This window comes from Legionella sp. D16C41 (assembly GCF_048541585.1).
Classification (GTDB): Bacteria; Pseudomonadota; Gammaproteobacteria; order Legionellales; family Legionellaceae; genus Legionella_C.
Genome location: NZ_CP183303.1, coordinates 2,306,011 through 2,330,945 on the forward strand (window position 1 = coordinate 2,306,011; position 24,935 = coordinate 2,330,945).

The following is a 24,935-nucleotide window of genomic DNA, read 5'->3' on the forward strand; positions in this document are numbered from 1 at the left end:
AGGTGTAAGCGTTAACACTTCTTAGGTGTAAACGTTAATATTTGAGGTGTAAGCGTTAATATTTAGGAGGATATAGGCGTTAGTATTGGTTGAAATAAAAAGACATGGTATTTGAAGCCCATACCGACTACGTTCCGCGACTTGTTCGCGGAATCTAGGAAACAAAGCGCGGGCCTGGATATCATTAACAAGTAAACTAGCAACCATATTTTTTAATTATTAAATTTATCAAATACTTAAATACTCATTTAAGTAAGGTTAAATTAACTTAATTTAATCGTTAAGTAATTTTAAGTTCCTGTACAGCCTGAGTTTGGTCAATATGAATTAAACAATCAAATTGTGCAGGAAGACGGGAAAAAAAATAGTGACTAAAACGCTCTGTTTCCGGTTTATAAATTACCCCAATAGCCCGTTGTAAACGGGGGAAATGTGAAAAATACTCAAGCTGCTCATTATTTTCTAAATAGAGAATGAAATCCTTATACTTTAACTGATGAAATAAAGCCTCATAACTGCCAGCAAGGCCAGGTATTATTTTTTTACATTCAGGGCGCTTATCCCAACCCGAAGCTGCCGTGACAAATCCTACATAGGTAGAAAAACCTATTAAATAAGTATTTAACTCATATTGTTCTCTGATTAATTGACCGATATTAATTTCCTTATGATCCTTACGCTCTGTAGCGCGTGCATCGCCTACATGAGAATTATGAGCCCATATAATTATTTTCGCCGGCCGATGAAATTGTTGTTCAAGGTGATTAGCTAAAACAGTGACTGTTTCTGCCATATGCTGATCACGGATATTCCATGATGAGGTCTCACCTTCAAACATAGACCGATAGTAATTTTCAGCATCCTTTACAATCCTTGCGTTTTGTGTGGCAAAGAAATAAGCCTCTTTAGCCAAAAGGCCATCTTGATGTAAATATTCAAAAGCATTACGTTGCAAATCAAGTAAAACAGTTATAGCCTCCTCGATACATTTTTTTTTAATACCCACATTAGCTAAATACCCGTAGGATTGAGCATCAAGTTTATGCGGATCAAAGCAAGCATAGCGCTCTATTGCCTGCTTAGCTGCTTTGGGATCGACTTTTTTCAGATATTCAATTACTGCAGTTATTGAAGTATTTAAACTATATAAATCTAGGCCATAAAAACCAATTTTCTCAGTTGCAGCTAACTTATCGTTATAATTTCTTAACCATTTCACAAAGCTAGCCATAGCTGTATTACGCCACATCCATGTTGGAAACCGTTGAAAAAGATTTAGAGATTGTTCATTATCATGACTACTACCTTCACCTTGAATATAGCGGTGAATACCATAAACATCAGGCCAATCACCCTCAATAGCTACTGCCATAAAACCTTTTTCTTCAATTAAACGTTTAGTAATTTGCATGCGAGTCTGATAAAACTCTTCTGTCCCATGAGTTGCCTCTCCCATTAGAACAAATTGTCGCTCACCAATGTTGTTAATAAGCTCGTCATAATCTTCAGCTCTTCCAAGTAACGGTTTGATCGCCATATTTAATGTTTGAACCATTTTTTCGTGAGCATCCATGGCGATTCCTTAATTTTAGATAGCTTAGAGATAAGTGGTAAACCAATTTTTAGCTAACTCAGCTACCTGTGGTAAAGCCCCTTTTTCTTCAAATAAATGGGTTGCGCCAAGTATAATTTCTAGTTGATTAACGCAAGTTAATTGCCTCATTGCTGATTGATTTAATTCAATTATGCCTTTATCCTTGCCCCCAACTATAAGTAGTGTAGGTGCTGCAACTTTAGGTAAAAATTCACCTGCTAAATCAGGTCTGCCACCGCGAGAAACAACTGCTTTAATTAAAGGAGGCTCTTTAGCAGCCGCAACTAGGGCTGCAGCACCACCAGTGCTAGCCCCAAAATAACCTAAATTTAAAGAAGGAAACTGTTTTGCGCTCCAGTGGGTTACTTCAATTAATCGTTTTACTAAGAAAGAAATATTAAAGCGTAATTCGCGGGTAATATTATCTATTTTTTCCTCATAAGGTGTTAATAAATCAAATAATAAAGTCCCTAAATTGGCTTGATTTAGAAAATTTGCTATATATTGATTACGTGTACTCTGGGCACTACTGCCACTACCATGAACAAATAATACCAGCCCCTCTGCTTCTTTAGGAACAAACAAAAAACCTGATAAGGTTGCATTAGCAGTTAATATGGTAATTTGCTTTGCTTTATCCAGCGAGTAAAAACCCATAAGTTATCCTCACGAAGCATTTGCTAAATAGTTTTCGTTTGCTTTTTTAAGTAACATCGTTACTTCATCATCGTTAATTTGAGGGAAATGAGCATACCAAATCCCTACAGCATAAAAATAAATAGGCTTTAAAGGGCAAATGACACGTTCTACCAAATTGGTCATTTCTTTAAAAGTTGATAAGGCAGCTACGGGTACTGCTACAATAATACTGGCAGGTTTTCTATTCTTTAAAGCTTTAACCGCTGCACGTATTGTAGAGCCTGTAGCAATACCATCATCGACTAAGATAATATTTTTATTATAAAAAGTAGGTAACGGTCGATTATCACGATAAAGTATTTCTCGCCGTTTTAATTCCTTTTCCTCTTTTAAAATAGTTTTATCTATTTCATCTTGTGATATTTCTAATGATTCGATAACTTCCTGATTAAAAAATTTACAGCCGCCTGAGGCAAGCGCGCCCATAGCTAATTCTTTATGCCAAGGTACTCCTAGCTTCCTAACTAAAAAAATATCTAACGGTAAATTTAAAGCGCTTGCTATTTCATAGGCAACTGGAACGCCCCCTCGGGGAAGTGCTAATACTATAGTATTAGCTTTATTAGTATATTCCTTTAGGTGCTTAGCAAGTACTTTACCGGCAGCTTGACGATCTTGATATTTATCCATAGAGGTATTCCTTGCTTTTTATTATTAGTATAGCGCTTAGAGCACATTTTTAATAAAAAATGTATAAATTTTTAACAAAAAAAATGGGCTAGCCTTTATAGCTTATTGATTAAAAAGATATTATTAATGTTAAGTAGTAAATGACTTAATGCTATCAACTAGAAAAGTTAGACATTTCTGCGCAGGTAGAAATCTAGTTTAGTTTTAGTACTATCTAAGGTTTGGTCACTTCTACGTAGGCGGAAATCTAGCTTAATTAGCATTATCTAAAAATCTTGTCATTTCCGCGTAGGCGGAAATCTATTTTAACATTGGCAATGTGCCTATGAAGCGATGGATTCCCGCCTGCGCGGGAATGACAAGTATTCTGTACGGGGGGTGACAAGAACTTTGTGCGTGAATGACAAACCTTCTGTACGGAGGCTGGCAAGAACTTTGTGCGTGAATGACAAACATTCTGTACGGAGGGTGACAAGAACTTTGTGTGTGAATGACAAACATTCTATGTAAGAATAATGAAAACTCTGTGCGGGAATGACAAGAACTATGAGTAGGAATGGCAAAAGCTTTGTACGTGAATAACAAGAACGCGCATGAACAACAAATGCTCTGCGTATAATAGCAAGAGCTTCGTGCGGAAATTAACCAAGCTTGTTTATACTTGAGTGGCAGAATGGTTTTTAAATTAATACTATTAATAACTACTCGCTTATCCAAATAGTATATTAGCAGTCTATTAAATAAGATTGCCCTTAAACACCTTGCGCACACAGTTATCCACAGATTTTGTGGATAACCTAAATTTATAAAAATAAGCTTAAATTTAGCTTACGGCTAACAAAATAAACTATTTACATAGTAAAAGAGTTCTCTATTTCGGCCGGCTCACTTAAACGAGCTCTTACATCAACAAGTTGACGATGAAATTCACCTTTAAATAAATCAGTTCCACCCCATACTTCATTATTCATAAGAATATTATCTTTTAAGTCGATAAAATTCTGTAATGAAGTTAGAGCAAAATTACGAGTTTCATCATCAAGTAAATTACCTTCTTGCTCAGCAATAGCAAATTTTACCGCTTTTTTTAAGGTATCGAGCAATTGCCTTTCATTATAATCCATTAAATTTGCAGATGAATTTAATCTTTGCAGTTCATTTATTTTTGTTAGTACTAATACATAGCTGCCGAGTAAAGCATATTGACAGTAAACATTGATTCTGTCACGAATATCTGTTGTAAATTCAATTTCTCCTCTCTTATCATCAGTTGCAACTAATCTTGTCTCTACATAATCAATAGCATAGTCTTCTGGGATTATTCGCTTTAATAGGGTATATACATCATCTTCAACTGAAAGTTTTTTTAACAATTTTAAAACTTCTTCTTTGTCTATAGGATAATTAATTTTAGATTTAGGGCCAAGTAATGCTTTTAATTTATCAGCTATTTGCATTATTTTTGTGGGATAAGAATCCAGCATTTTATGAACTGATTGAATAAATAAAATATATTGTAACTGCTTAGTCATCGGTAATGCTTTCGCTTGTTCACTAGTTATCATCGTATTTAAATTATCAAAAAAGTCTGGATCATGGTCAATATAACTATAGCTAGTATAATTTTTATCTTTTAATAAATAATCGCGATAATCACTGCAACAACTTGCCCAGGTTAAGGAGTCTATGTTATTAGCTTCTGAAATCTCAAGAATGTCATATAATGCCATATTCAAAGCACTATTATCTTGGGCCTTGCCAAAAAAACCAAATAGGACTTTATAAGAATTATCAATACGGGTATATCGATATAAACTAGCACCTATTAAAATAGATTTTGCTCTCTCAATGATATCTTCTTTAAGAGTTGTTTGCTCACTAGGCATATTACCAGCTAACTGCATAATACAGCCAATTTGCTCAAGTCTAGTTTTATCAGGTAAACATTTTATCCAGCTTCTTTTATCTTTTTCTTTTAACTTTTGTTTATATAAGTCATCAAGCTTTAGTAATCTCTCTCTCAAGACTTTGTAAGAAGGAGCAGTGTAGCGCTTAGTTAATTGGGCAAAAGACTGTTGTAATCTATCAGTTGCATTTTTTAAAAAAACATAGTCTGGGACGTCATATGCCATATGATCTCCTTAAAATAACTTATTAATTCCTATACCTTTTAACAAACTAGTTATAGTACCTCCCCAGGATGAAAGATCACTTTCTGGCACTCGATAGGAGCGTGTGTGAATATTTGCTTGCATATCGTTTGGAAAAGCTCTATATAATTCACCCAGCTCTCGATGAAAGCGATTATGATATACCCAATTACAAAACTCATCTAACGCTTGATAACTATCCTCATAAGTATCCTTATTTAACTCTTCAAGTGAATTAACCTCTAAATGGGCACTTAAAGTATCTAAAAAAGGTTTATTAAATACCTTTTGAAACGAGCTATCATAACGTTCCCAAATGTATAGATAAACACCTTGCAATACCAATAATTTGTTTTCTTCAACTACGGCATAATAGTTAAGATTTTTAGCTACTTTCTGAATTAGGTAAGCGTCTTGCAGCAATTGAGAAGGTGTAAAAGGAAGACAAGAACAGAAAAGACCACCCATTGTATATAATTTAGTATACGAGTTGCACAGCTTCATAGGTAAAAATTCCGCTTTTTGCTGCAACTGTGTAAAGGTCGGCATAATAGATTTCCTCCGCAAATCATCACTTACATGCTTAGATCATGCAAGTATGTAGCCTAAGGTTAAATCTTAAATATAGATGTATTAATCAACTTTCTTGAATCTATGTGCAGCTACAAAATGCGGAATATCAGATCTATTCAAGAAAGTTTACAGATCTTTACTAGACCTACCTGTCTATTTCTTTATAACAACGTATAAACCAATTTGCAAGTGAGAATCTAACTGTTTAGAAAGCTAACATTTTTATTAAATTCAAGAATTAATTGAAAATCTAATTTCTGAATTATAGTTGTTAAAAATATAAATGTAATAGAATTAAATAGTTCATGAATGATTAGGCCAAGTAATTCATTCTTAAAAATATAGCGCCCACTAAACTTTATGCTACATTAAAGCTCAATTAAGGTAGTTTTTAAGAGCATACTGTCATTTACGCATAGGCAAGAAGCTGGTTTAAATTCGATACAGTACTAGAGTGAAAATAGATTTCCGCCTGCGCGGAAATGACAGAATCTTTAAGCAAGAGTGGTATGGCTTATGCAAAAAACGTTTAAACACATCAGCTGCACCAACTTAAAAACAGCCCTGTCATACCCGCGCAGGCGGGTATCTATGTTCTATATAGGCTTAGTGCCAGTATGAAGATAGATTTCCGCCTACGCGGAAATGACAGAATCTTTAAGCAAGAGTGGTATGGCTTATGCAAAAAACGTTTAAACACATCAGCTGCACCAACTTAAAAACAGCCCTGTCATACCCGCGTAGGTGGGCATCTATGTTCTATATAGGCTTAGTGCCAGTATGAAGATAGATTTCCGCCTGCGCGGAAATGACAGGGATTTAAGGTGTTGGGGCAGAAATAATAGAACTTTTAAGCTGTATCGTATGAGTTTAGGTAAGCGCTTAATGGCATCAATTTAAAAACAGCGCCGTCATACCCCTGTAGGTGGCATCTATGTTCTATATAGGTTTAGTGCCAGTATGAAGATAGATTTCCGCCTGCGCGGAAATGACAGAATCTTTAAGCAAGAGTGGTATGGCTTATGCAAAAAACGTTTAAACACATCAGCTGCACCAACTTAAAAACAGCGCTGTCATACCTTGCGCAGGCGGGTATCTATGTTCTATATAGGCTTAGTGCCAATATGAAAATAGATTTCCGCCTATGCGGAAATGACAGGGTTTTAAGGTGTTGGAGCGGAAATAATAGAACTTTTAAGCTGTATCGATGAGTTAAGGTAAGCGCTTAAAATGGCATCAATTTAAAGGAGCGCTGTCATACCCGCGCAGGCGGGTATCCATTTTTATATAGGCTCAGTAGTAGTATGAAGTTAGATTTCCGCTTGCGCCGAAACGACAGAAGCTTTTAATCTCTCTTTAAATTGGAATATCTTCTACCGGAGTAAAACGGCTATTAATGCTACTGATTAATTGTTGATGGATATTATCAAAGCCTCGATTACTCATCACAACTACTGCATCGCCAGGTCTGACCGTTTGTATTACGCTATCAATAATGGCCTGTGTATTAGATAATATTTTAAAAGCACAAGTCCAATCTTTCGCTAAGCCTGATAAGTCAAATTGTTCCGGACTTAAAATAAATGCATTATCAACTTGCGCTAATGCTTTAGCCATACTTTCAGCATGGACGCCTGAACGCATAGTATAAGATGCAAATTCTAAGACTACAAAAATACGTTTATGACGCTTGCTTTGGCGTAAGGCTTGAATAGTTTTAGCAATCGCTGTTGGATGATGCGCAAAATCATCATAAACAGTGATATCATGTTGATTTGCTCTGACTTCAAGCCTTCTTTTTACAGGCTTAAAGGTAGCTAACGCTTTAGCTGCTACCTTTGGTTTAACACCGGCATGATAACTTGCAGCAATCGCAGCTAAGCCGTTTTCAATATTAAATCGTCCAATTAAAGACCAAGCTACTTCTGCTACCTCTTTATGATTATATAAAACACGAAAGTGAGAACCACTATCATCTAATACTTCAGCACACCAATTTGCTTTCCCATCTAAGGTGAAATCTTCTAAATTAGAATAAATACCGCGTGCAATAACTGCATTTAAAGCTGCATCATCACGTGGTTTAATGACAACTCCTTTACTAGGAATTGTTTTTAAATAGAAATGAAATTGTTGTTGAATAGCTTCTAAGTTTGCATAGATATCAGCATGATCAAATTCTAAATTATTAAGGATAGTAATTTCAGGTCGATAATGCATAAGTTTTGGCCGTTTATCAAAGTAAGCACTATCATACTCATCTGCCTCAATAACAAACCATTCTCCTTGGTTTAAGTTAGCACTAGTATTAAAATTAGGTGCTACACCACCAATCAAAAAGCTAGGTTTAAGGCCAGCCTGGTCTAGGATATGAGCTAACATAGACGTAGTAGTTGTTTTACCATGCGTGCCTGCTACAGCTAGAACACGAAAACGAGGTAAAATATTTTCAGCAAGCCATTGCGGTCCTGATATATAATTTTTACCAGCATTTAAAACAGCTTCTAATACTGGCATCCCTCTTTTAATAGCGTTGCCAATAATTACTATATCTGCTTTTAGTGCTTGAGTTGTGTCGTCATACCCTTCAGTCCACTCAATACCTTTTGCTTGTAATAAATCACTTACAGGTGGATAACAATTAGCATCACAGCCTGTTACCTTATAGCCTGCTTCACGCGCTAGTAATGCTAACGCGCTCATAAAGGTGCCACTAATTCCTAAAATATGTAAATGCATTTTTCTTCTCATCGCCAAAGTGAAACTGTTAAAATGTTAGTTGCCAATAAACCAAAACTAACTAACATGGCAACAAAAAAACTTGATTCTAAAGCACATCGATAGATATGTGCTATAGCTAAGAATTGCCAAATACTTAATATTAATGTGCTTAATATATAAATAATTGTGAATAATAACATATTGACCTGCAACATATCAGCTTGTAAAAAATATGAAGTAAAAAGCAACAATGGAAAAGCCAGGCAATGAATAATTAAGTTACTCATCAACAAAGAGGTAATTGCTTGCACAAATCGATTATCTTTTTTGTATAATGAAAAAATTACTTTGGTATAGATAAAATAAGACAGCAAAAGTGCTAGACCAGTTAAAATAGTATTTATTAAACTATAATTACTCTTAACATCGGCTATGGTCCACTGAATAATTAACACAAGAAAATAAATTAATATAATCAAACCTAATAAAAAGAACGAATACGGTGTATTTGCTGGCGTCTCTTGCAAAATGGCCACTTGCCAATAGCGCTTTAAAAGTGTGCCCCACATAATATTATCCTATTTCATTAAAGCATGAATTTATAAATAATACTCAAAGTATATTAATTAATACGGACACTTAATTTACTAACTCTACATTAACTAGATTGCTAAACTAAATAGCTTGTTCATTTCATTTTAGACGTCTTTCTTGGCACTACCTTTGGCCAGAGGTTCTTTTTTAACAATACTCATTTGTTTTACAGTAGGCGTTTTCCAGGAACCTGAGATCTTATAAGTATAACCACTTATCTTCTGCATGCCATGATTAATAATTTTACTTGCAACCCAGGTCGCAAGACCTATAACAGGTCCACCTGCAATGGTTGCAACAACCGGTAAACTTGCAGTTATATGCGGCACAATCTCTAAATTTAAATTATAGTACTGATTAACGATATCTAAGCTACCTTGCATGCTACCATAGGCTACTGGACCATCAATATAACTATTATTAGTGGTCATAATACCATTTTTAATCTCAAATATACCCTTATATTCGTCAAAACTATAACCATCTTGTGCGAGATCACTGAAATCTAATTTTAAACGTCTAGGAATGGTTTGTAAGCTTAAAATACTCAGTAACTTACCTACACCTAATTTTTCTTCTGTTTCTGGACTAAGGTTGGTAATGCGACCATTTTTTAAAAGAATATACAAGTTTCCTTTAAGACGTTGTAAGGAAAAGTTTTGGAAACCGCCAGGCCAGTACCCTTTAAAATTTAACTGGCCTTGCCGTGCTTCTACCGCAGGACTCCATTTTAAGCGTCGTAACGCTTGAGCTAAATTTTTAATTTGCACAGCACCTGTCAACGAAGACATCTCGCTTTTTTCTTTTTGCTGCCATTCGCCTTGTGCTTGTAAGTCATACTCGGGTGTTTTTAAATTAAAAGATTCAAGCTTTAAAGCATCTTCCTTTACTACTGCTTTAATCGCAATTGTACCCAGATTTAAATGATTAAATTGTAATTGTTCAATAATTAAATCTAGATTAGGAAGATTCTTTATTTTTAATGCAGGTAGTTTTTCAGTTTGAGCCGCAGGCATTTTATCTATATTCAATTTGGCTATGGTACCGCTTAAGTAGTTGCTATTTAAATGATAACTTAAGTTAGCTTCTATTTGTTTTTGATTTAATGCAATAGTCCATTCATGACTATTTACTTTAGCAGCTTTTATTTTTAGATTAGGATAAATTTGGCTGCCTAAGACTGCTTTTTTTAATAAAAGATTAACAGAATGTATAGGAACATTGTCCGAGCCTATAGTATTAAATGCTAGTTTTGAGAAAGTATTTTGCCACTTTTGTAAATCAAATTTACTTAAAGTACCTATAATTTGTACACCTGATTGTTCTCGCCAAAGTGCTTGGCCTTCACCAAGACGGATTTCACCTTTTTCAAGGAGAAATTTATTATTTAGTAGTGAAAACCACAAATCACTATTGAGCTGATTATTATAAGCCATACGTAAACGTAATGCTTTTTGTGGATTAAAATTAATATCCACTGTTAAAGGTACCACAGCTTGGGCTACCTTTCCTAAAGGTGGTGGAAGATTAATTGCCATACCTTGAAGAGAGGTTTTAATTTGTAAATGATCAAGATCATTAGGGTCATTAGTTAAAGTTAAGATACCTTCTAATTCGACCTTTCCTGCTAGCAAATTAAGCCAAGGCAACTTAAATTTCTTTTGTAAAACTTCACTAGTGGTTGTAGCGACAATTTTTACTTCTGTATAAGGATTAGGATAACGAACAGATTGAATGACTAAGTCAACAGGATAATTCATAAAAGCTGCTTTAAGACTACTATCTAAAATACCTTTTTCATCAAACTGTAAAGAGCCAACTAAATTATCTAATTGAATATCATTAACAATATGGTTTACCGCCACATGATTTTTATTAAACGTTATATTACCTAAGGCTAAAATTTGTTCATGTTCAGGTACAAAGTAGAAAGGAATTTCTAATTGTAAATCAAGATTTAGATTACCTGTCATTTGCAGTATTTTTAAAGCAGATAATTTTTCCTTTAAAGGTGATGTACGAACATAATTTAATGCTTTATCAGCAGGCGCCGTAATTTCAGTGCGTATTAATAAAGCTTCTTTATCTAAGCCAATATCAGGTACTCTTATATTTGCATTATTAATAACTATATTTTTGGTTAAAGCGTGATCAATGTTAATATCAAGTAAGCGTCTATCAATAGTTAAATAGCCTTGCATATCCTTTAGCAACGGCCAATGGGGAGCAAAACGTAAATTAACACCTTGTAGGTAGCTGTTAACTTTAAATTCACCAGGTTTATCGGTAAAAGGAAAATCTGCTGCTAAACCATGAATTGAAATTTGCGCTATAGCTTGCTTAATTTGCTTAACATCTTTTTTTAGCCATAAATCAAGTTTATGCCGCATGTATTTTGCTGGCAGGTAGTTTAGCCACTGCTCAGCATTATCAGCAGCTAGCTTACCATCTAAGTCAATTTGCCCAGTTGACTGCGCGTTTATACCACTAATACTGCCTTTTGCATTAACTTTTAAATCAGGCCTTATAAGCATAAAGTTTGGCATACTAATACGTAAACCATCTGCTAATGCCTGCCAACTAAAAATACCTGCTAGCTTATCAAAACTAACAGCAGGTTTATTTAAAAAATTTAAGGTAAAATGTTCGCTATCAACCGCTAAATTACCGCCCTTAGGTGACCAGGATAGTAATCCAGATAAATTCTCAATCCCCGGCATAGCTTTTTGTGCTAACCAACTTAGTTGATTAAATTTGGTTAATAAAAATATAGGCTCACGATTTTTTAAAGTTAACCGCGTATTTTGTAACAAACCTTTAGGCATAACCGCTAGAATAGAATTAAACTGATTAGGCCAGTAAGGGACAATAGGTAAGAAGGATTCTAAAATGAGATTTTTAACATAAACATCAAATACACTAGTATTCTTATCATAATTAATTAAGAATTCATTGTTTGGCCACTTAACAGCACCTAATTGCATTGCGATATTATTTCCAGCTAATTGCCAGCCTACATTTGTAGGTTTTAAAACTAAATTAGCGTGCAAATAAGGTACATTTTGCTCTATTTTAGTTTCTTTATCTTGCCAGGTTAGCTTCTTTAACTCCAACTTACTTTGAATTTTTTCAAGATGACCTTTTTGCCAATCGAGCCATAATAAAAGATTTACCTTTCCTTGCTGAAGTTGCATTCGTGAGTGCGGTAAAAAAGTATCCCATTGTGTCAGTTGTAAATGATTTATCGCAAGAAATGCCTGCCCTTTTGCTTGAGCTAGTTTGTAGGGGTCTAACTCCATTTTTGCTAATATTTCAAATGAAGTCAGGGGCTTTTGAGCTAAGTAAGCATTTCCCTTGATAGCATATTGACCCGAACGATTAGTGATTATTAAATTAAAGTGCCTTAAAGGCAGTAGCGTTTTATCCTTTAAATAAATTTGTAGGTTAAAATTTTTAATAATAATTTTTTTCTGTTCTAGCACCCAAGCTAAAATAGGTGTATAAGCCACTTTACGAAGCATTGTACTATTTTTGTTGATATTAGTTAGACCTTCTATTTGCCATTTATCACTTAATTGACGTAATGTTAAATTAAGATCTTCAACATACAAAATACCAGGCTGTAATTGCCAATGCCAAATGGATTCAAAGAGATTAATACCAACTAGTAGTTTCTTTAAATTAATCACTTCATGTGCACTTTGCACATTAATATTCTTTAATTTAATAACAGGTTCAAACCAAAACCATCCTGTCTCCATTTTTTCGATCGTGACAGGCTCGCCTAAAAGAGTTGTTAAGCGTTGCTCAAGCTGTGGCTTATATTGTTTAGCCCAGGGCGTTAGGGCACGAAAAAAGCTAGATATTACTGCTAAAGCAATAATAAAAATTGCAAAAATTAACCAGCAACGTTTAAATGTTTTAAATAAAAATAATCGTAGGCGTAAAAACATAATTTATAAATCAATTGATAGCTCTAACCTTAGAGCACATTCCACTAAAATTTATCCTATGCTGTTTATTCGGCTATCTTGAGTTATCTACTCTGTATACACCTCAACTTAGAAGTGCATGCCTTTATTAATAATGACATATTATTGTAAGTGTTCACCTAATCGTGTCAACTTAAGGATTCTGTCATTTCCGCATAGGCAACTTAAAAATCTTGTCATTTCCGCGCAGGCGGAAATCTATCTTCATACTGGCACTAAGCCTATATAGAAATAGATACCCGCCTGCGCGGGTATGACAGTGCTGTTTTTAAATTGACACCATTAAGCGCTTACCTAAACTCATATGATACAGCTTAAAAATTCTATTATTTTCGCCTCAGCAACTTAAAACCCTGTCATTTCCGCGCAGGCGGAAATCTATCTTCACACTGGCACTAAGTCTATATAGAAATAGATACCCGCCAGCACAAATATGACAAAACTATTCTTAAATTGATGCCATTAAGCATTTATACCTATGAGCGGAGCTCTTCTAGTTACCTAGATAACATATCCCCCCTCGCGCATTTTTGCTAACTTATAGCGCAAGGTTCGCTCACTTACTCCTAAAATTGCAGCCGCTTGTTGGCGATTACCGCCATGTGCTTTTAAAGTTTGAGCAATAATATCAAACTCATGCTCTTGTAATTTTTTCATTTCACTACTAATTGATAACGTCTGCTCAATTGCTTGTAAAATAGGCAACTGTAAGTGAATAGTCTCAATTATACCATTGGTCTGTAACACTAAAGCACGCTGGATAACATTGTCTAATTCACGTGCATTTCCTGGCCAAGGGTAACTTAAAAGGGCTTGTATAGCATCTTCACTTAATAAAGGTGCTTTTAAAGTCGTTTTCTTACAATAGCGCCGAATAAGGTAGTTAGCCAGCGGGATTATATCACAAATTCGCTCTCTTAGGGGCAACCAGTGCAATGGGAAAATATTTAGACGATAATATAAATCTTCACGAAAACGCCCTAATTTAACTTCTTCTAGTAATTGCCTATTACTGGTAGCAAGCACGCGTACATTTAAATGGATCAATTTATTTGACCCAATACGTTCTACTTCTTTTTCTTGAATAACTCGAAGGAGTTTAGCTTGCAAGCTTAAACTCATTTCGCTGACTTCATCTAATAAAATTGTTCCACCTTGTGCTTGCTCAAACTTTCCTGGTGCTGATTTGTAAGCCCCAGTAAAAGCGCCTTTTTCATAACCAAATAAGGTTGCTTCAAGCATTTGCTCAGGTATAGCAGCACAATTAATAGCAACAAAAGGCTGTTGTCTTCGCGCAGAATGTTGATGAATAAAATGGGCAAGCACCTCTTTACCTGTTCCACTTTCGCCTGTAATCATAACGCCAACATCCGATTCTGCAACCCGCCTTGCCATTGAGAGTAAGGCCTGACTTTTAGGATCTTTAGCAATAGGTACTTCATCATTATCTACATAAGTAGAATGCATATATAAATTAATTTTTTCAGTTAGTTTATGTGCACTAAAAGGTTTTTCTAAGTAATCCACCGCGCCATGACGCATGGCTTTTAAAGCATCTTCAACGGAACCATAAGCAGTCATTAAAATAACAGGTGTACCTGGCAGACGGCGCTGGATTTCGTTAAGCAGCTGTTGCCCATCAAGTTCATCCATACGTATATCACTAAGCACAACAGTTGGACTATATTTATCTAGCATAGCTAAGGCCTCTTTTCCATCCTTAGCAGCTAAATAAGAATGCCCTGCCAAATTCATTGTTTCAGCCAGCGCCTCTCTTAACACAGGATCATCTTCTACAATTAATACGCCACTCATCATTGAATTCCTTTTATTAATGTGGGCAATAAACTGCATACCAAAAATTATTGTAATAGATTACCCTTATCTACCGAAAGGCTATATTTGGCGCATTTTAAATGAACATCACGCTTCAAAATACTGAAGTAAAATATCATATTCCTTTTTCAGTATCATTTTCATCCAAATTGCAATCCAATCAAACCTTTCACCAAGACTTTATATACTATACTGAGCTATTACAAATTATTAGACTTCTTTCGAAACAGCCTTTGACAGCTATTCGCAGACAAAAAAGCGCATTTAAAATGCTTATGTACTTCATATACGTCGCACTTTTTCAATACTTTTTCGCTTGGCCCTGAGACTTGTCACTAACCACTTCGAAAGAAGCCTATTGAAATAAGTTTATTTCTACACAACATCCTTCGCCTGGAGAGGAACTAAGATTAATTTCTCCACGATGAGCTTTTACTACAGCCTTAACTACAGCTAACCCTAAGCCAGTACCTTCTGCTTTAGTTGTAAAAAAAGGAGAAAAGGCCTGTGCTTTCACCGCTTCTGTCATTCCACAGCCATTGTCTTTAACAGAGATCATTAAATTATTTTTGACCATCTTAAGCGTAAGTTCAATATAACTCGCTTGCGCCTGTATGGCATTAGTAATCAGGTTTAAAATCGCTCCTATTAACGATTCAGTATGAAGATAATAAGAACCTGTTAACAGCTGATTATCAATTATCAATTGTAATGCTGTTGGTAAAGCTAGTGAATAAATTCTCTTTTCTAATTCTTTTCCCCATTGAGCAACACTAACATTGGCAAGCTCAATCGTATCGCCACGCGCAAAAAGTAATAGATCTTGGATTTGTTTCTCAATACTAGCATGACAAGCTTGAATACGCATCACCCACTTAGACATCCGATCTGGAGTTACCACAGCATTTAATAAATGCTCTGTATAAAGCATTGCTGAAGCTAGTGGTGTACGAACTTGATGTGCAAGCTGTGCTGTCATTCTACCTAATGCTAAAAACCTTCCATACTCTGCTTTTTCTTGCTCGTATTGCCTTGTTGTTGTTAAGTCAGTTAAAGTAACCAATTCACCAGGCAAATGATTTAAAGATGAGATAGCCACACTAATACGCCGGCCGTCCACTAAAGAGACTTCATAGCCATCATCTTCTTTAGGCGCAAAAGAACGTTTAATGACATCAAGCCATAATGCGCCCTCTAAATTTTTTCCTAATAAATCCTCAGCAACATAATTAAACCAGACAATTATACCCTGAGCATTAATCACCACTAAACCACAAGGCAAACGCTGGCATATTTCATAATGTAGACTGTTCATGCTTACATTGACATCCTTGTAATTGCAATTATTAAGACCTGTCTTCAAACGACTAAGGGAGCTAAAGGGAAATTGTTTTTCTAAAGTCCATTACTTACATAATTTTGTTTATTTCCGCTATGGGACTTGAAAATTAACCCCTTTTTTCTTTATAAGAGCTTTAACGAATTTTTGATTTTTGCTCTGCTCAGAAATTATTAGTATCTAGAATAAGTTATAAGATATTTGCGCTAAACGCTAGGCAGAAGATTTTATTTTTTTGATTTATTATGTTTCTGTTTATATTCAGTATCTAATGATTTCAAAAAATCCATTTTTTCTTTTAGCTTTACTTCTAAACCTCTATCAACAGGTCTATACCAATTAAGTTTATTTAACCCTTCAGGTAAATAAGTTTCGCCAGCAGCATACCCAAAGGGTTCATTATGAGCATAGCGATACTGGTGGCCATATCCAAGCTTATCCATTAAAGCTGTAGGAGCATTACGCAAATGATAAGGTACTTCACGGGATTTATCATTTTTAACAAATTTAAATGCTTCATTAAATGCCGTATAGCCAGCATTACTTTTAGGAGCGAGCGCAAGATAAATTACCGCTTGTGCTAAAGCTAGTTCTCCTTCAGGCGAACCAAGCCTTTCATAAGTTAATGCAGCATCGTTAGCTAATTGCATGGCTCGTGGGTCAGCAAGTCCAATATCTTCCCACGCCATTCTAATTATTCTTCGTGCAAGATAACGGGCGTCAACTCCACCATCTAGCATTCGAGTTAACCAATATAGTGCCGCATCAGGATGTGATCCGCGCACCGATTTATGTAGGGCTGAAATTTGATCATAAAAATTTTCACCACCTTTATCAAAACGTCGGCCGCTAGGTGCTAAAACCTGCTGTAAAAAGGTCAATGTAATTTCACTTATCCCTTCTACTTTAGCTGCTGTATCAATTTGTTCTAATAAATTAAGTAGTCGACGAGCATCACCATCAGCATAATGAATAACATGTTCTAGCGCTTCTGCGCTAAATTGTAAATGAGGCAAAACTTGTTTTTGTGCTCTCGCTACTAATAAACCCAGCTCTTCATTAGTTAATGGTTTAAGTACATAAACTTGTGCTCTTGAAAGTAAAGCTGAATTAACTTCAAAAGAAGGATTTTCTGTAGTTGCACCAATAAAAGTTATTAGGCCAGATTCAGTATAAGGTAATAAAGCATCTTGTTGGGATTTGTTAAAACGATGAATTTCATCAATAAAAAGTAGTGTTTGTCTATGCAAAGTTAAATTGACTTGCGCTTGTTCAACAGCTGCGCGAATATCTTTAACTCCCGCCAACACCGCAGAAATTGCTATCCACTCACAATCAAACGCCGCTGCACTTAAACGCGCTAAAGTTGTTTTACCAACGCCAGGAGGGCCCCAAAAAATCATAGAATAAGGCTTACCCGAGGCAAACGCTAAACGCAGCGGTTTACCTGGCCCAAGTAAATGTGATTGCCCAATCACTTCATCCCAATGCTTAGGCCTTAGCTTTTCGGCTAGTGGCGCCACAGGTTCCACTACTGATTACTACTGCTCAACAACATCCACCCCTTTAGGTGGTTTAAATTGAAATAATTTATCGCCTAAAGCGGGATTAGTTTTTACATTTTTCAATTTCACAATAGTATGTTGGCCAAGCTGGTCAAAAAACTCAATAATATTTAAAGCATCCCCATTAAAGGTTAAATTGACTGTTTGAAAATTTTCTTTAGGCGATTTTGCTTTTAAAATATAAGTGCGCACACCATTTTTATCTTGAGTTGAGACATCAAAATCGCGTGTCACACTATTATCATAACCACTTAAAAAAAGCCCAGGGGTGCCACCTAAACCAGACTCTTGTTTTTTGACAGTTACTTGCTCTAAATCAACATCATAAACCCATAAACGCTTACTATCTGCAACAACTAATTGTTCTAGAGGACTTTTCGTTTCCCAGCGAAAATGGCCTGGCCTAACTAATGCCATCTTACCTGAAGACTGCGATACTTCACGCCGACCAGCAGTTACAATTTGATCAAAGCCCGCGCTCATACTGCGAATCGCATTTAATTTAGCTTGTACTTCATCAGCCGGTGTTTGAGCCCAACTAATTGGTAGCCAACTTAATAACAATAAACTAATTATTTTTCTCATATTTTCCTCTTTTATTCGTCCGGTACAGCTGATACAAGTACATCTCTATAGCCGCCATCTAAGGGGCCAACAATTCCTGTCCTTTCCATCTCCTCAACTAAACGCGCTGCACGGTTATAACCTATTTTAAAACGGCGTTGCACGGATGAAATACTAGCCTTACGAGTTTGAATAATAAATTCAACTGCTTGATCATATAAAGGATCAATATCCTCTGTCTCTTGCCCATCATCGCCTCCCCCTTCCGAACTATCTAAAGTTTGAGTGATTTCTTCAATATAGTCAGGCTCGCCACGGGCGCGCCAATCATCTGCAATGCGATGAACTTCTTTATCATCAACAAAAGCACCATGTACCCGCAGGGGAGCACCAGTACCTGGAGCTAAGTATAGCATGTCTCCATGGCCTAATAACTGCTCTGCCCCTTGTTGATCAAGAATAGTTCTTGAATCAATTTTAGAAGACACTTGAAATGACATTCGTGTAGGAATATTTGATTTAATTAATCCTGTTAAGACATCAACCGAGGGTCGTTGCGTAGCTAAAATTAGGTGAATACCTGCAGCACGTGCTTTCTGAGCAATACGGGCAATTAACTGCTCTACTTTTTTACCTACAACCATCATCATGTCAGCTAATTCATCCACAACAACTACGATATAAGGCAGTGGTTGTAATAATGGCGCACTAGTATCCATACCGTCATTTGGTTTCCATAATGGATCGGTTAATGGCTCACCTCGTTCTAAAGCTTCATTTATTTTATTGTTAAACCCAGTTAAATTGCGCACACCAAGGGAGGCCATTAAGCGGTAACGACGTTCCATCTCAGCTACACACCAACGCAATGCGCTAGCTGCCTCTTTCATATCAGTCACTACAGGTGTTAATAAATGGGGAATACCATCATAGACTGATAATTCTAACATCTTAGGATCAATCATAATTAAGCGAACTTGATCAGGTGTTGACTTAAACAATAAGCTTAAAATCATGGCATTGATCCCTACGGATTTACCTGAGCCAGTTGTACCTGCTACTAATAAATGAGGCATTTTAGCTAAATCAACTATCATAGGATGGCCAGCAATATCAACACCTAAGGCAAGTGTTAAAGGCGACATAGCATGTTGATACACTTCAGCTGATAATACCGATGAGAGCCGAACAATTTCTCGATGCTGATTTGGTAATTCAAGACCTACTACTGTTTTACCTGGTATTACTTCTACCACACGTACACTAAGAACTGATAAGGAGCGCGCTAAATCTTTCGCTAATGCTGTTAATTTACTGACTTTAATTCCTGCAGCCAATTGGAGTTCAAAACGAGTAATGACGGGGCCAGGATGGACTGCAACAACATCCGCCTGAATACCAAAATCTAACAAATGCTGTTCTACTTCACGCGATAAACTCTCTAATTCTTGATGGGTATAACCTCCTAAAGGCTTACCTACTTGCCCTTTATCGAGTAAGCTTAACGAAGGTAAACCACTAGCAATGGGTGGCTTAGCTTTTTTTTCTTTGACGGGCTTATTATCCGTTTGCGGTAGATTTTCAACAATATTAGTTGTTGGATTAGGAATGTTGGCTTGAGAAATTAAAATAGGAACAGTTTTTTCTGCTCTTTCCTTTCTATCTGGTTGCCTTTTTATAGACAATAATGGTGCTCTAGTTGGTCTAATTAGCGGCTTATCTGATTTATCCCTTTGAATTAACGCTTTCGCGTGATTATATAAATTGCTCAGTATACTTTTAAATTTACTGGTAAACCAATTACAAGCCAATACCGTATAAATACCAATAGATTCTGAAAGCCTTACCCAAGAAAAGCCAGTTAGCCAAGTCACGCCAACTAGCACTATTGCTAAAAGTAGTAAAGAAGCACCATGTAAGTTTAAAGCATAATAAAATCCTTTAGCTATCCAATTACCTATTAAACCACCTGCGCTATTAATTGACGTAGCGTTAACAATGACTGAATCTAGACTTAATAAACCACAGCCTCCAACAATTGCTAATATAAAACCAATAATGCGCAGTAAAAGGACCGGCTTATTAACTGCTTGCATAATACGATGTTCTTTTAAAACCAACCAAGCAATATAAAGAATGCCTAATGAAAGAAAAAAGCAACAATAGCCGAGAGAAAAATACAATACATCAGCAATATAAGCACCTACATGCCCACCTGCATTAGCTATTTCTGTATGCCGATTGGGATTTAAATGTGTCCAGCCAGGATCGGTGACATGGTAGGTAAGTAAAGAAAGGAGAATAAATAAAACGCCAGTTAAAAGTAGGATAAAACTCCCCTCACTAATACGTTTTACTAAAAAAGCGGGTAACGCTTTATTGTTTTTAGGTTTATTACTTGCGTCTCTTTTCGCCATAGCTATTTTAAAATTTGTTTTTCTATCATACTATTTGACATAGTAACATAACTTATATAGAAGAAAGAAATGACAAGCCGTAACAATCATCATAAGCTTATTATCCTAGGCTCAGGCCCAGCTGGTTACACTGCAGCAGTTTATGCAGCACGTGCCAATCTTCGTCCGGTAATGATTACTGGTATGCAACCAGGTGGTCAATTAACAACGACAACGGAGGTAGATAATTGGCCTGGTGATGCAGAAGGCTTACAAGGACCTGCGTTAATGGAGCGTATGCAAAAACATGCAGAACGTTTTGAAACTCAAATTATTTTTGATCACATCATTGAGGCTGATTTAAATAAACGTCCCTTTACTTTACAAGGCGATAGTGAAACTTATACGTGTGATGCCTTAATTATTGCCACCGGCGCTTCAGCCCGTTATTTAGGTCTAGAAACTGAAAAAGCTTATCAAGGTCGTGGCGTTTCGGCCTGCGCAACTTGTGATGGCTTTTTCTATCGCAATAAAGATGTATGTGTTATCGGTGGCGGTAATACTGCTGTTGAAGAGGCGCTTTATCTTTCTAATATAGCTGCTTCTGTGACCTTAATTCATCGGCGTGATAGCTTAAGAGCTGAGAAAATTTTGCAAGATAGGTTATTTGAAAAAGCACGTACCGGCAATATCAAATTACTTTGGCATCACACTTTAGAAGAGGTTTTAGGTGATGGTCTTAAAGTCACTGGAGTGAATTTACGCCATCTTCCTGATGATAATATCAATTATCTTAAAGTTGATGGGGTATTTATTGCAATTGGGCATGATCCTAATACCAGCTTATTTAAGAATCAATTAACCATGACTAATGATGGCTATTTAATTATACGTTCCGGCTTAGAAGGTATGGCAACAGCGACTTCAATTCCTGGTGTATTTGCTTGTGGGGATGTAGCTGACCATGTTTATCGCCAAGCTATTACCTCAGCAGGCTTTGGCTGTATGGCAGCCTTAGATGCAGAAAAGTATTTAGATGACTTAGCTAAATAGATAGCTTTATTAGTTAGTTATTAAATTAAAATTTTTCTGCAAAGCTGCTTTAAAGAGAGGTCCTTAATTTATCGGTATAAACTTATAATAAGCTAACTGTTTAAAATTTATTAATGACTACATCTTTGCATTTACTTTATACTTTTCCTGATCCTGAAAGTGCAGATGATCAGGGTTTACTAGCTATAGGCGGCGATTTATCACCGGAGCGTTTATTAGCAGCTTATAGCCAAGGTATTTTTCCATGGTTTGATAATAATTACCCCATACTTTGGTGGTCGCCTAATCCACGTTTAATTTTGTTGCCTGAGGAATTTAAGCTGTCACGAAGTTTAAAAAAATCACTAAATAAATCTTATCGTGTTACTTTTGACCAAGCCTTTGCAGAAGTTATTTATAATTGTGCAACAGTTAATAATCGTAAAAACCATACCTGGATTACCGATGAGATGCAACAAGCTTATTTAGCCTTGCATCATTTAGGTTATGCTCATTCTGTAGAAATTTGGGATAATAATGAATTGATTGGTGGCCTATATGGTATCAGTTTAGGCAGGGCATTCTTCGGTGAATCTATGTTTCATCAGAAACAAGATGCCTCTAAAATGGCACTGTTTTATTTATGTCAGCAACTTAGACGATGGCAATTTGATTTTATTGACTGCCAGCTACCTACGCCACACTTACAAAGCTTAGGCGCAATTAGTATAAATCGACAAGATTTTTTAAAACGCTTAGAGAAAACTTTAGGCTATCCTACTAAGCAAGGTATATGGCAATAATGAATAATTAACTTTCATAACTGACTTGATAGTAATTTTGACTTAGCTACAAAATTGTAACTAGGCTATTTACAAGTCACACTTATCTAATATCTATTTAGAGAAAATACCCTGCCACAGGCACCAAAATATTAAAGCAAAACAATTCTATCTACCTTAAGCTATGAAAGAAATTTAATACCTAATTGCCATTTCTTCCATTTTAAGGCACTATTTACCTTTTTATGTAATTTAATTAATTTGAGAGACCTCATGGCAAAAGAAGATCATATTGAAATGCTTGGTACGGTAATTGATACACTACCTAATACAATGTTTCGTGTTGAGCTAGAAAATGGTCACGTTGTTACAGCACATATATCAGGCCGTATGCGCAAAAATTATATTCGTATTTTAACAGGAGACAAAGTTAAAGTTGAACTAACCCCTTATGATTTAACTAAAGGACGTATCATTTTCCGCGACAAAAATTAAATCGTAATAATCTATGGTAAATAGGCAATATAAATTTTAAAAAAATAATAGATCAAGTGGAATAACTTGCCGCTTAAATTATTTACTTTAGGTGACCGTCTCTTTCTCACCGAACTAGGTGGTTAGCACTACTTACTTAGACTTTATAATTAACTACAATTTAACCTACCCCTCATAAGACATTGCTCTGCTTAGAAGGTAAAATGAGTTCATTGGTTTTACCCATTTTAAATGGAGCAAACAGAGTTGATACCAGCTAAGGCGGCCTGCATCTATATATAGGAAAAACCATGACATAATCCGTCTTCGGTGGATATATGCCCTAAAAGATAAAAATTTATTCTGTTTTTAAAGGTAATATTAGCTTAAAAGTAGCGCCTTGATTGATGCCTTTTGACTCGACTTGTAGCTCTCCATCTAGCTCAATTGCTAACAAAGCACAATTATGTAAACCATAACCATGCCCATGTGGCTTGGTGGTAAAACCAAATGTAAAAATTTTTTGTAAATCTTCCTTGGCTATACCCACACCGTTGTCTTTTATAATCACTTCAAGCCAATTTTTTTCTTTATCTAGCTCTAATCTTATTACTAGTCTTTTCTCTTTTTGATGACTGATGGCTAAAGAATCGATAGCATTTTTGACTAAATTAATAAGAATTTGTTGTATTTTATTTTTAACTGATAAAAAAGTAGGAAGACGAGTAAATTGCCTTTCTATATCAATTTTATTTCTTCTAAGTTGATTAGCAAATAAAGGCAAAATATCTTCAATTAATTCAATAACCTCAACCTTCTCACGCAGACTTACGCCAGGACGATTAGATTCTTGTTGCGTCATAATAAGTTGAGTTACATGATTAAGGTTTTGATCTAAATTCTTTAACTCTTCTTGCCTTTTAATTTTTTCATTTTCTAATTTTTCAATTAACTTTTTAAAATAAGGTATAGCTACTTTACCGCGCTCATCATAAGCCAAGAAATAATTCAAATTATTTATATTTTTTTCTAGCAAGTCCAATAAGTTAGGTAGTTTATCTATCGATGATTGTTGATTGGTTTCTATAAGCAAAGCTACAGAAGTATTGATACTATTTAAAACATTACCGACATTGTGCAAAATACTTGTAGCCATTTCCGCTACCCCTGCAGATCGAGATGTTTCAACTAAGATAGTTTTAGCTTTATCTAATTTAAGTAGCATGCGATTTAGATGTTCTTGTAACTCACCTATCTCATCTTGGCTAAGGATAGGAAGTAGAGGTTTTAAATTTTCATAATCAATATTCTTAGCAAACTGACTAAGACGAATAAGAGGATTTGATATTATTTTTGCTAGAAAAACACTAATAATAAAACTAGTTAATATAATTATAAGATTTAAAAGTAAAATTAAGTTTGTTAGATCGTGAGCTGCTTGATTAATTCTTTCGCGCTCATCATCTATGTTGGCTGACTCTTGTAACAGTAAGGTATCAATGTAATAGTTAAGTTGCCTTCCTTTATCTTGCAGTACTTTTTCTTGAGCGTCGATATGATGCATGTCTTGCTGTTGTTCTTTAGCAGAAAAAACATTTAAAGCAGCTAGCATGACCTCATCTCGCAGGGTAATAAGTCGTTTTACAGACGTAGCTACTCCAGTTTGTTGATAATCACTGTAATTCTTCTCTTGCTCTCCTAATTCTTCTAGCAAAGCTAAGAACTCATCCTTAACAGCTCCCACCTTATCAGGCGTGTTAGTATTTGCCGGTGTTACTTGGAATTTAACGCTTAAATTTTCAATAAATAAATTGATGCGGTTATTTAAATTTTTCATTTTTAATAATGATTCAAGTCGAGGAGCTGTATTATCCACGAAAACTAAAAATTTTTGTTTAACATCCAGATATCGTGTTAATAAATAAAGGTTAACAGGTACAAAAAGTATTACTACTAAGAACATACTTAATAGAATTTTATGTCGAATACTCATG

The 24,935-nt window shown here is 35.5% G+C and carries 17 protein-coding genes; 3 read left to right on the forward strand and 14 right to left on the reverse strand.

The window, feature by feature from the left end; translation table 11 throughout:
- Positions 1 to 280: 280 nt before the first annotated feature.
- The 13 genes from ACNVED_RS10005 to ACNVED_RS10065 form a co-directional block, all read right to left on the reverse strand.
- Positions 281 to 1,573 carry an erythromycin esterase family protein gene (locus tag ACNVED_RS10005; protein ID WP_419418876.1) on the reverse strand — a complete coding sequence of 431 codons (1,293 nt, stop codon included), beginning with the start codon at positions 1,571 to 1,573 and terminating at the stop codon, positions 281 to 283.
- A 24-nt stretch (positions 1,574 to 1,597) separates the two neighbouring features.
- Positions 1,598 to 2,251, reverse strand: coding sequence for a dienelactone hydrolase family protein (locus tag ACNVED_RS10010; RefSeq protein WP_419418877.1), 654 nt, complete (start codon positions 2,249 to 2,251; stop codon positions 1,598 to 1,600).
- Between the two features lie 9 nt (positions 2,252 to 2,260).
- Positions 2,261 to 2,923 (reverse strand): phosphoribosyltransferase, encoded by a 663-nt coding sequence (locus tag ACNVED_RS10015; protein ID WP_419418878.1) that lies wholly within the window; start codon positions 2,921 to 2,923, stop codon positions 2,261 to 2,263.
- Positions 2,924 to 3,774: 851 nt separating this feature from the next.
- The gene (locus ACNVED_RS10020; RefSeq protein ID WP_419418879.1) at positions 3,775 to 5,055 is read right to left on the reverse strand and encodes a hypothetical protein; all 1,281 of its coding nucleotides are present in this window, start codon (positions 5,053 to 5,055) and stop codon (positions 3,775 to 3,777) included.
- Positions 5,056 to 5,064: 9 nt separating this feature from the next.
- Positions 5,065 to 5,622, reverse strand: a complete 558-nt coding sequence (locus tag ACNVED_RS10025) for a hypothetical protein (protein ID WP_419418880.1) — start codon at positions 5,620 to 5,622, stop codon at positions 5,065 to 5,067.
- Between the two features lie 1,380 nt (positions 5,623 to 7,002).
- Positions 7,003 to 8,385, reverse strand: a complete 1,383-nt coding sequence (gene mpl / locus ACNVED_RS10030) for a UDP-N-acetylmuramate:L-alanyl-gamma-D-glutamyl-meso-diaminopimelate ligase (protein WP_419418881.1) — start codon at positions 8,383 to 8,385, stop codon at positions 7,003 to 7,005.
- An 8-nt stretch (positions 8,386 to 8,393) separates the two neighbouring features.
- Entirely contained in the window at positions 8,394 to 8,936 is a 543-nt protein-coding gene (locus tag ACNVED_RS10035) for a hypothetical protein (RefSeq protein WP_419418882.1), read from the reverse strand.
- Positions 8,937 to 9,065: 129 nt separating this feature from the next.
- Entirely contained in the window at positions 9,066 to 12,914 is a 3,849-nt protein-coding gene (locus ACNVED_RS10040; RefSeq protein WP_419418883.1) for a YhdP family protein, read from the reverse strand.
- Positions 12,915 to 13,454: 540 nt separating this feature from the next.
- Positions 13,455 to 14,771, reverse strand: coding sequence for a sigma-54-dependent transcriptional regulator (locus ACNVED_RS10045; RefSeq protein WP_419418884.1), 1,317 nt, complete (start codon positions 14,769 to 14,771; stop codon positions 13,455 to 13,457).
- Between the two features lie 373 nt (positions 14,772 to 15,144).
- Positions 15,145 to 16,104, reverse strand: coding sequence for a sensor histidine kinase (locus ACNVED_RS10050; protein WP_419418885.1), 960 nt, complete (start codon positions 16,102 to 16,104; stop codon positions 15,145 to 15,147).
- 251 nt (positions 16,105 to 16,355) lie between these two features.
- Complete coding sequence (locus tag ACNVED_RS10055) at positions 16,356 to 17,660, reverse strand: replication-associated recombination protein A (RefSeq protein WP_419418886.1); 1,305 nt, start codon at positions 17,658 to 17,660, stop codon at positions 16,356 to 16,358.
- Between the two features lie 9 nt (positions 17,661 to 17,669).
- On the reverse strand, positions 17,670 to 18,278 hold the full coding sequence (gene lolA, locus ACNVED_RS10060; RefSeq protein WP_419418887.1) for an outer membrane lipoprotein chaperone LolA: 609 nt from the start codon (positions 18,276 to 18,278) through the stop codon (positions 17,670 to 17,672).
- Between the two features lie 11 nt (positions 18,279 to 18,289).
- The gene (locus tag ACNVED_RS10065; RefSeq protein WP_419418888.1) at positions 18,290 to 20,674 is read right to left on the reverse strand and encodes a DNA translocase FtsK; all 2,385 of its coding nucleotides are present in this window, start codon (positions 20,672 to 20,674) and stop codon (positions 18,290 to 18,292) included.
- A 69-nt stretch (positions 20,675 to 20,743) separates the two neighbouring features.
- Here ACNVED_RS10065 and trxB point away from each other — a divergent pair, with 69 nt between their 5' ends.
- The 3 genes from trxB (at position 20,744) to infA (ending at position 22,962) form a co-directional block, all read left to right on the forward strand.
- The gene (gene trxB / locus ACNVED_RS10070; protein WP_419418889.1) at positions 20,744 to 21,706 is read left to right on the forward strand and encodes a thioredoxin-disulfide reductase; all 963 of its coding nucleotides are present in this window, start codon (positions 20,744 to 20,746) and stop codon (positions 21,704 to 21,706) included.
- Positions 21,707 to 21,819: 113 nt separating this feature from the next.
- Positions 21,820 to 22,488: a leucyl/phenylalanyl-tRNA--protein transferase gene (aat, locus tag ACNVED_RS10075; RefSeq protein WP_419418890.1), complete on the forward strand. Its 669-nt coding sequence runs from the start codon at positions 21,820 to 21,822 to the stop codon at positions 22,486 to 22,488.
- 252 nt (positions 22,489 to 22,740) lie between these two features.
- Entirely contained in the window at positions 22,741 to 22,962 is a 222-nt protein-coding gene (infA, locus tag ACNVED_RS10080) for a translation initiation factor IF-1 (protein ID WP_058482464.1), read from the forward strand.
- 337 nt (positions 22,963 to 23,299) lie between these two features.
- Here infA and ACNVED_RS10085 read toward each other — a convergent pair whose 3' ends face one another.
- Complete coding sequence (locus ACNVED_RS10085) at positions 23,300 to 24,934, reverse strand: ATP-binding protein (RefSeq protein ID WP_419418891.1); 1,635 nt, start codon at positions 24,932 to 24,934, stop codon at positions 23,300 to 23,302.
- Between the last annotated feature and the right edge of the window lies 1 nt (position 24,935).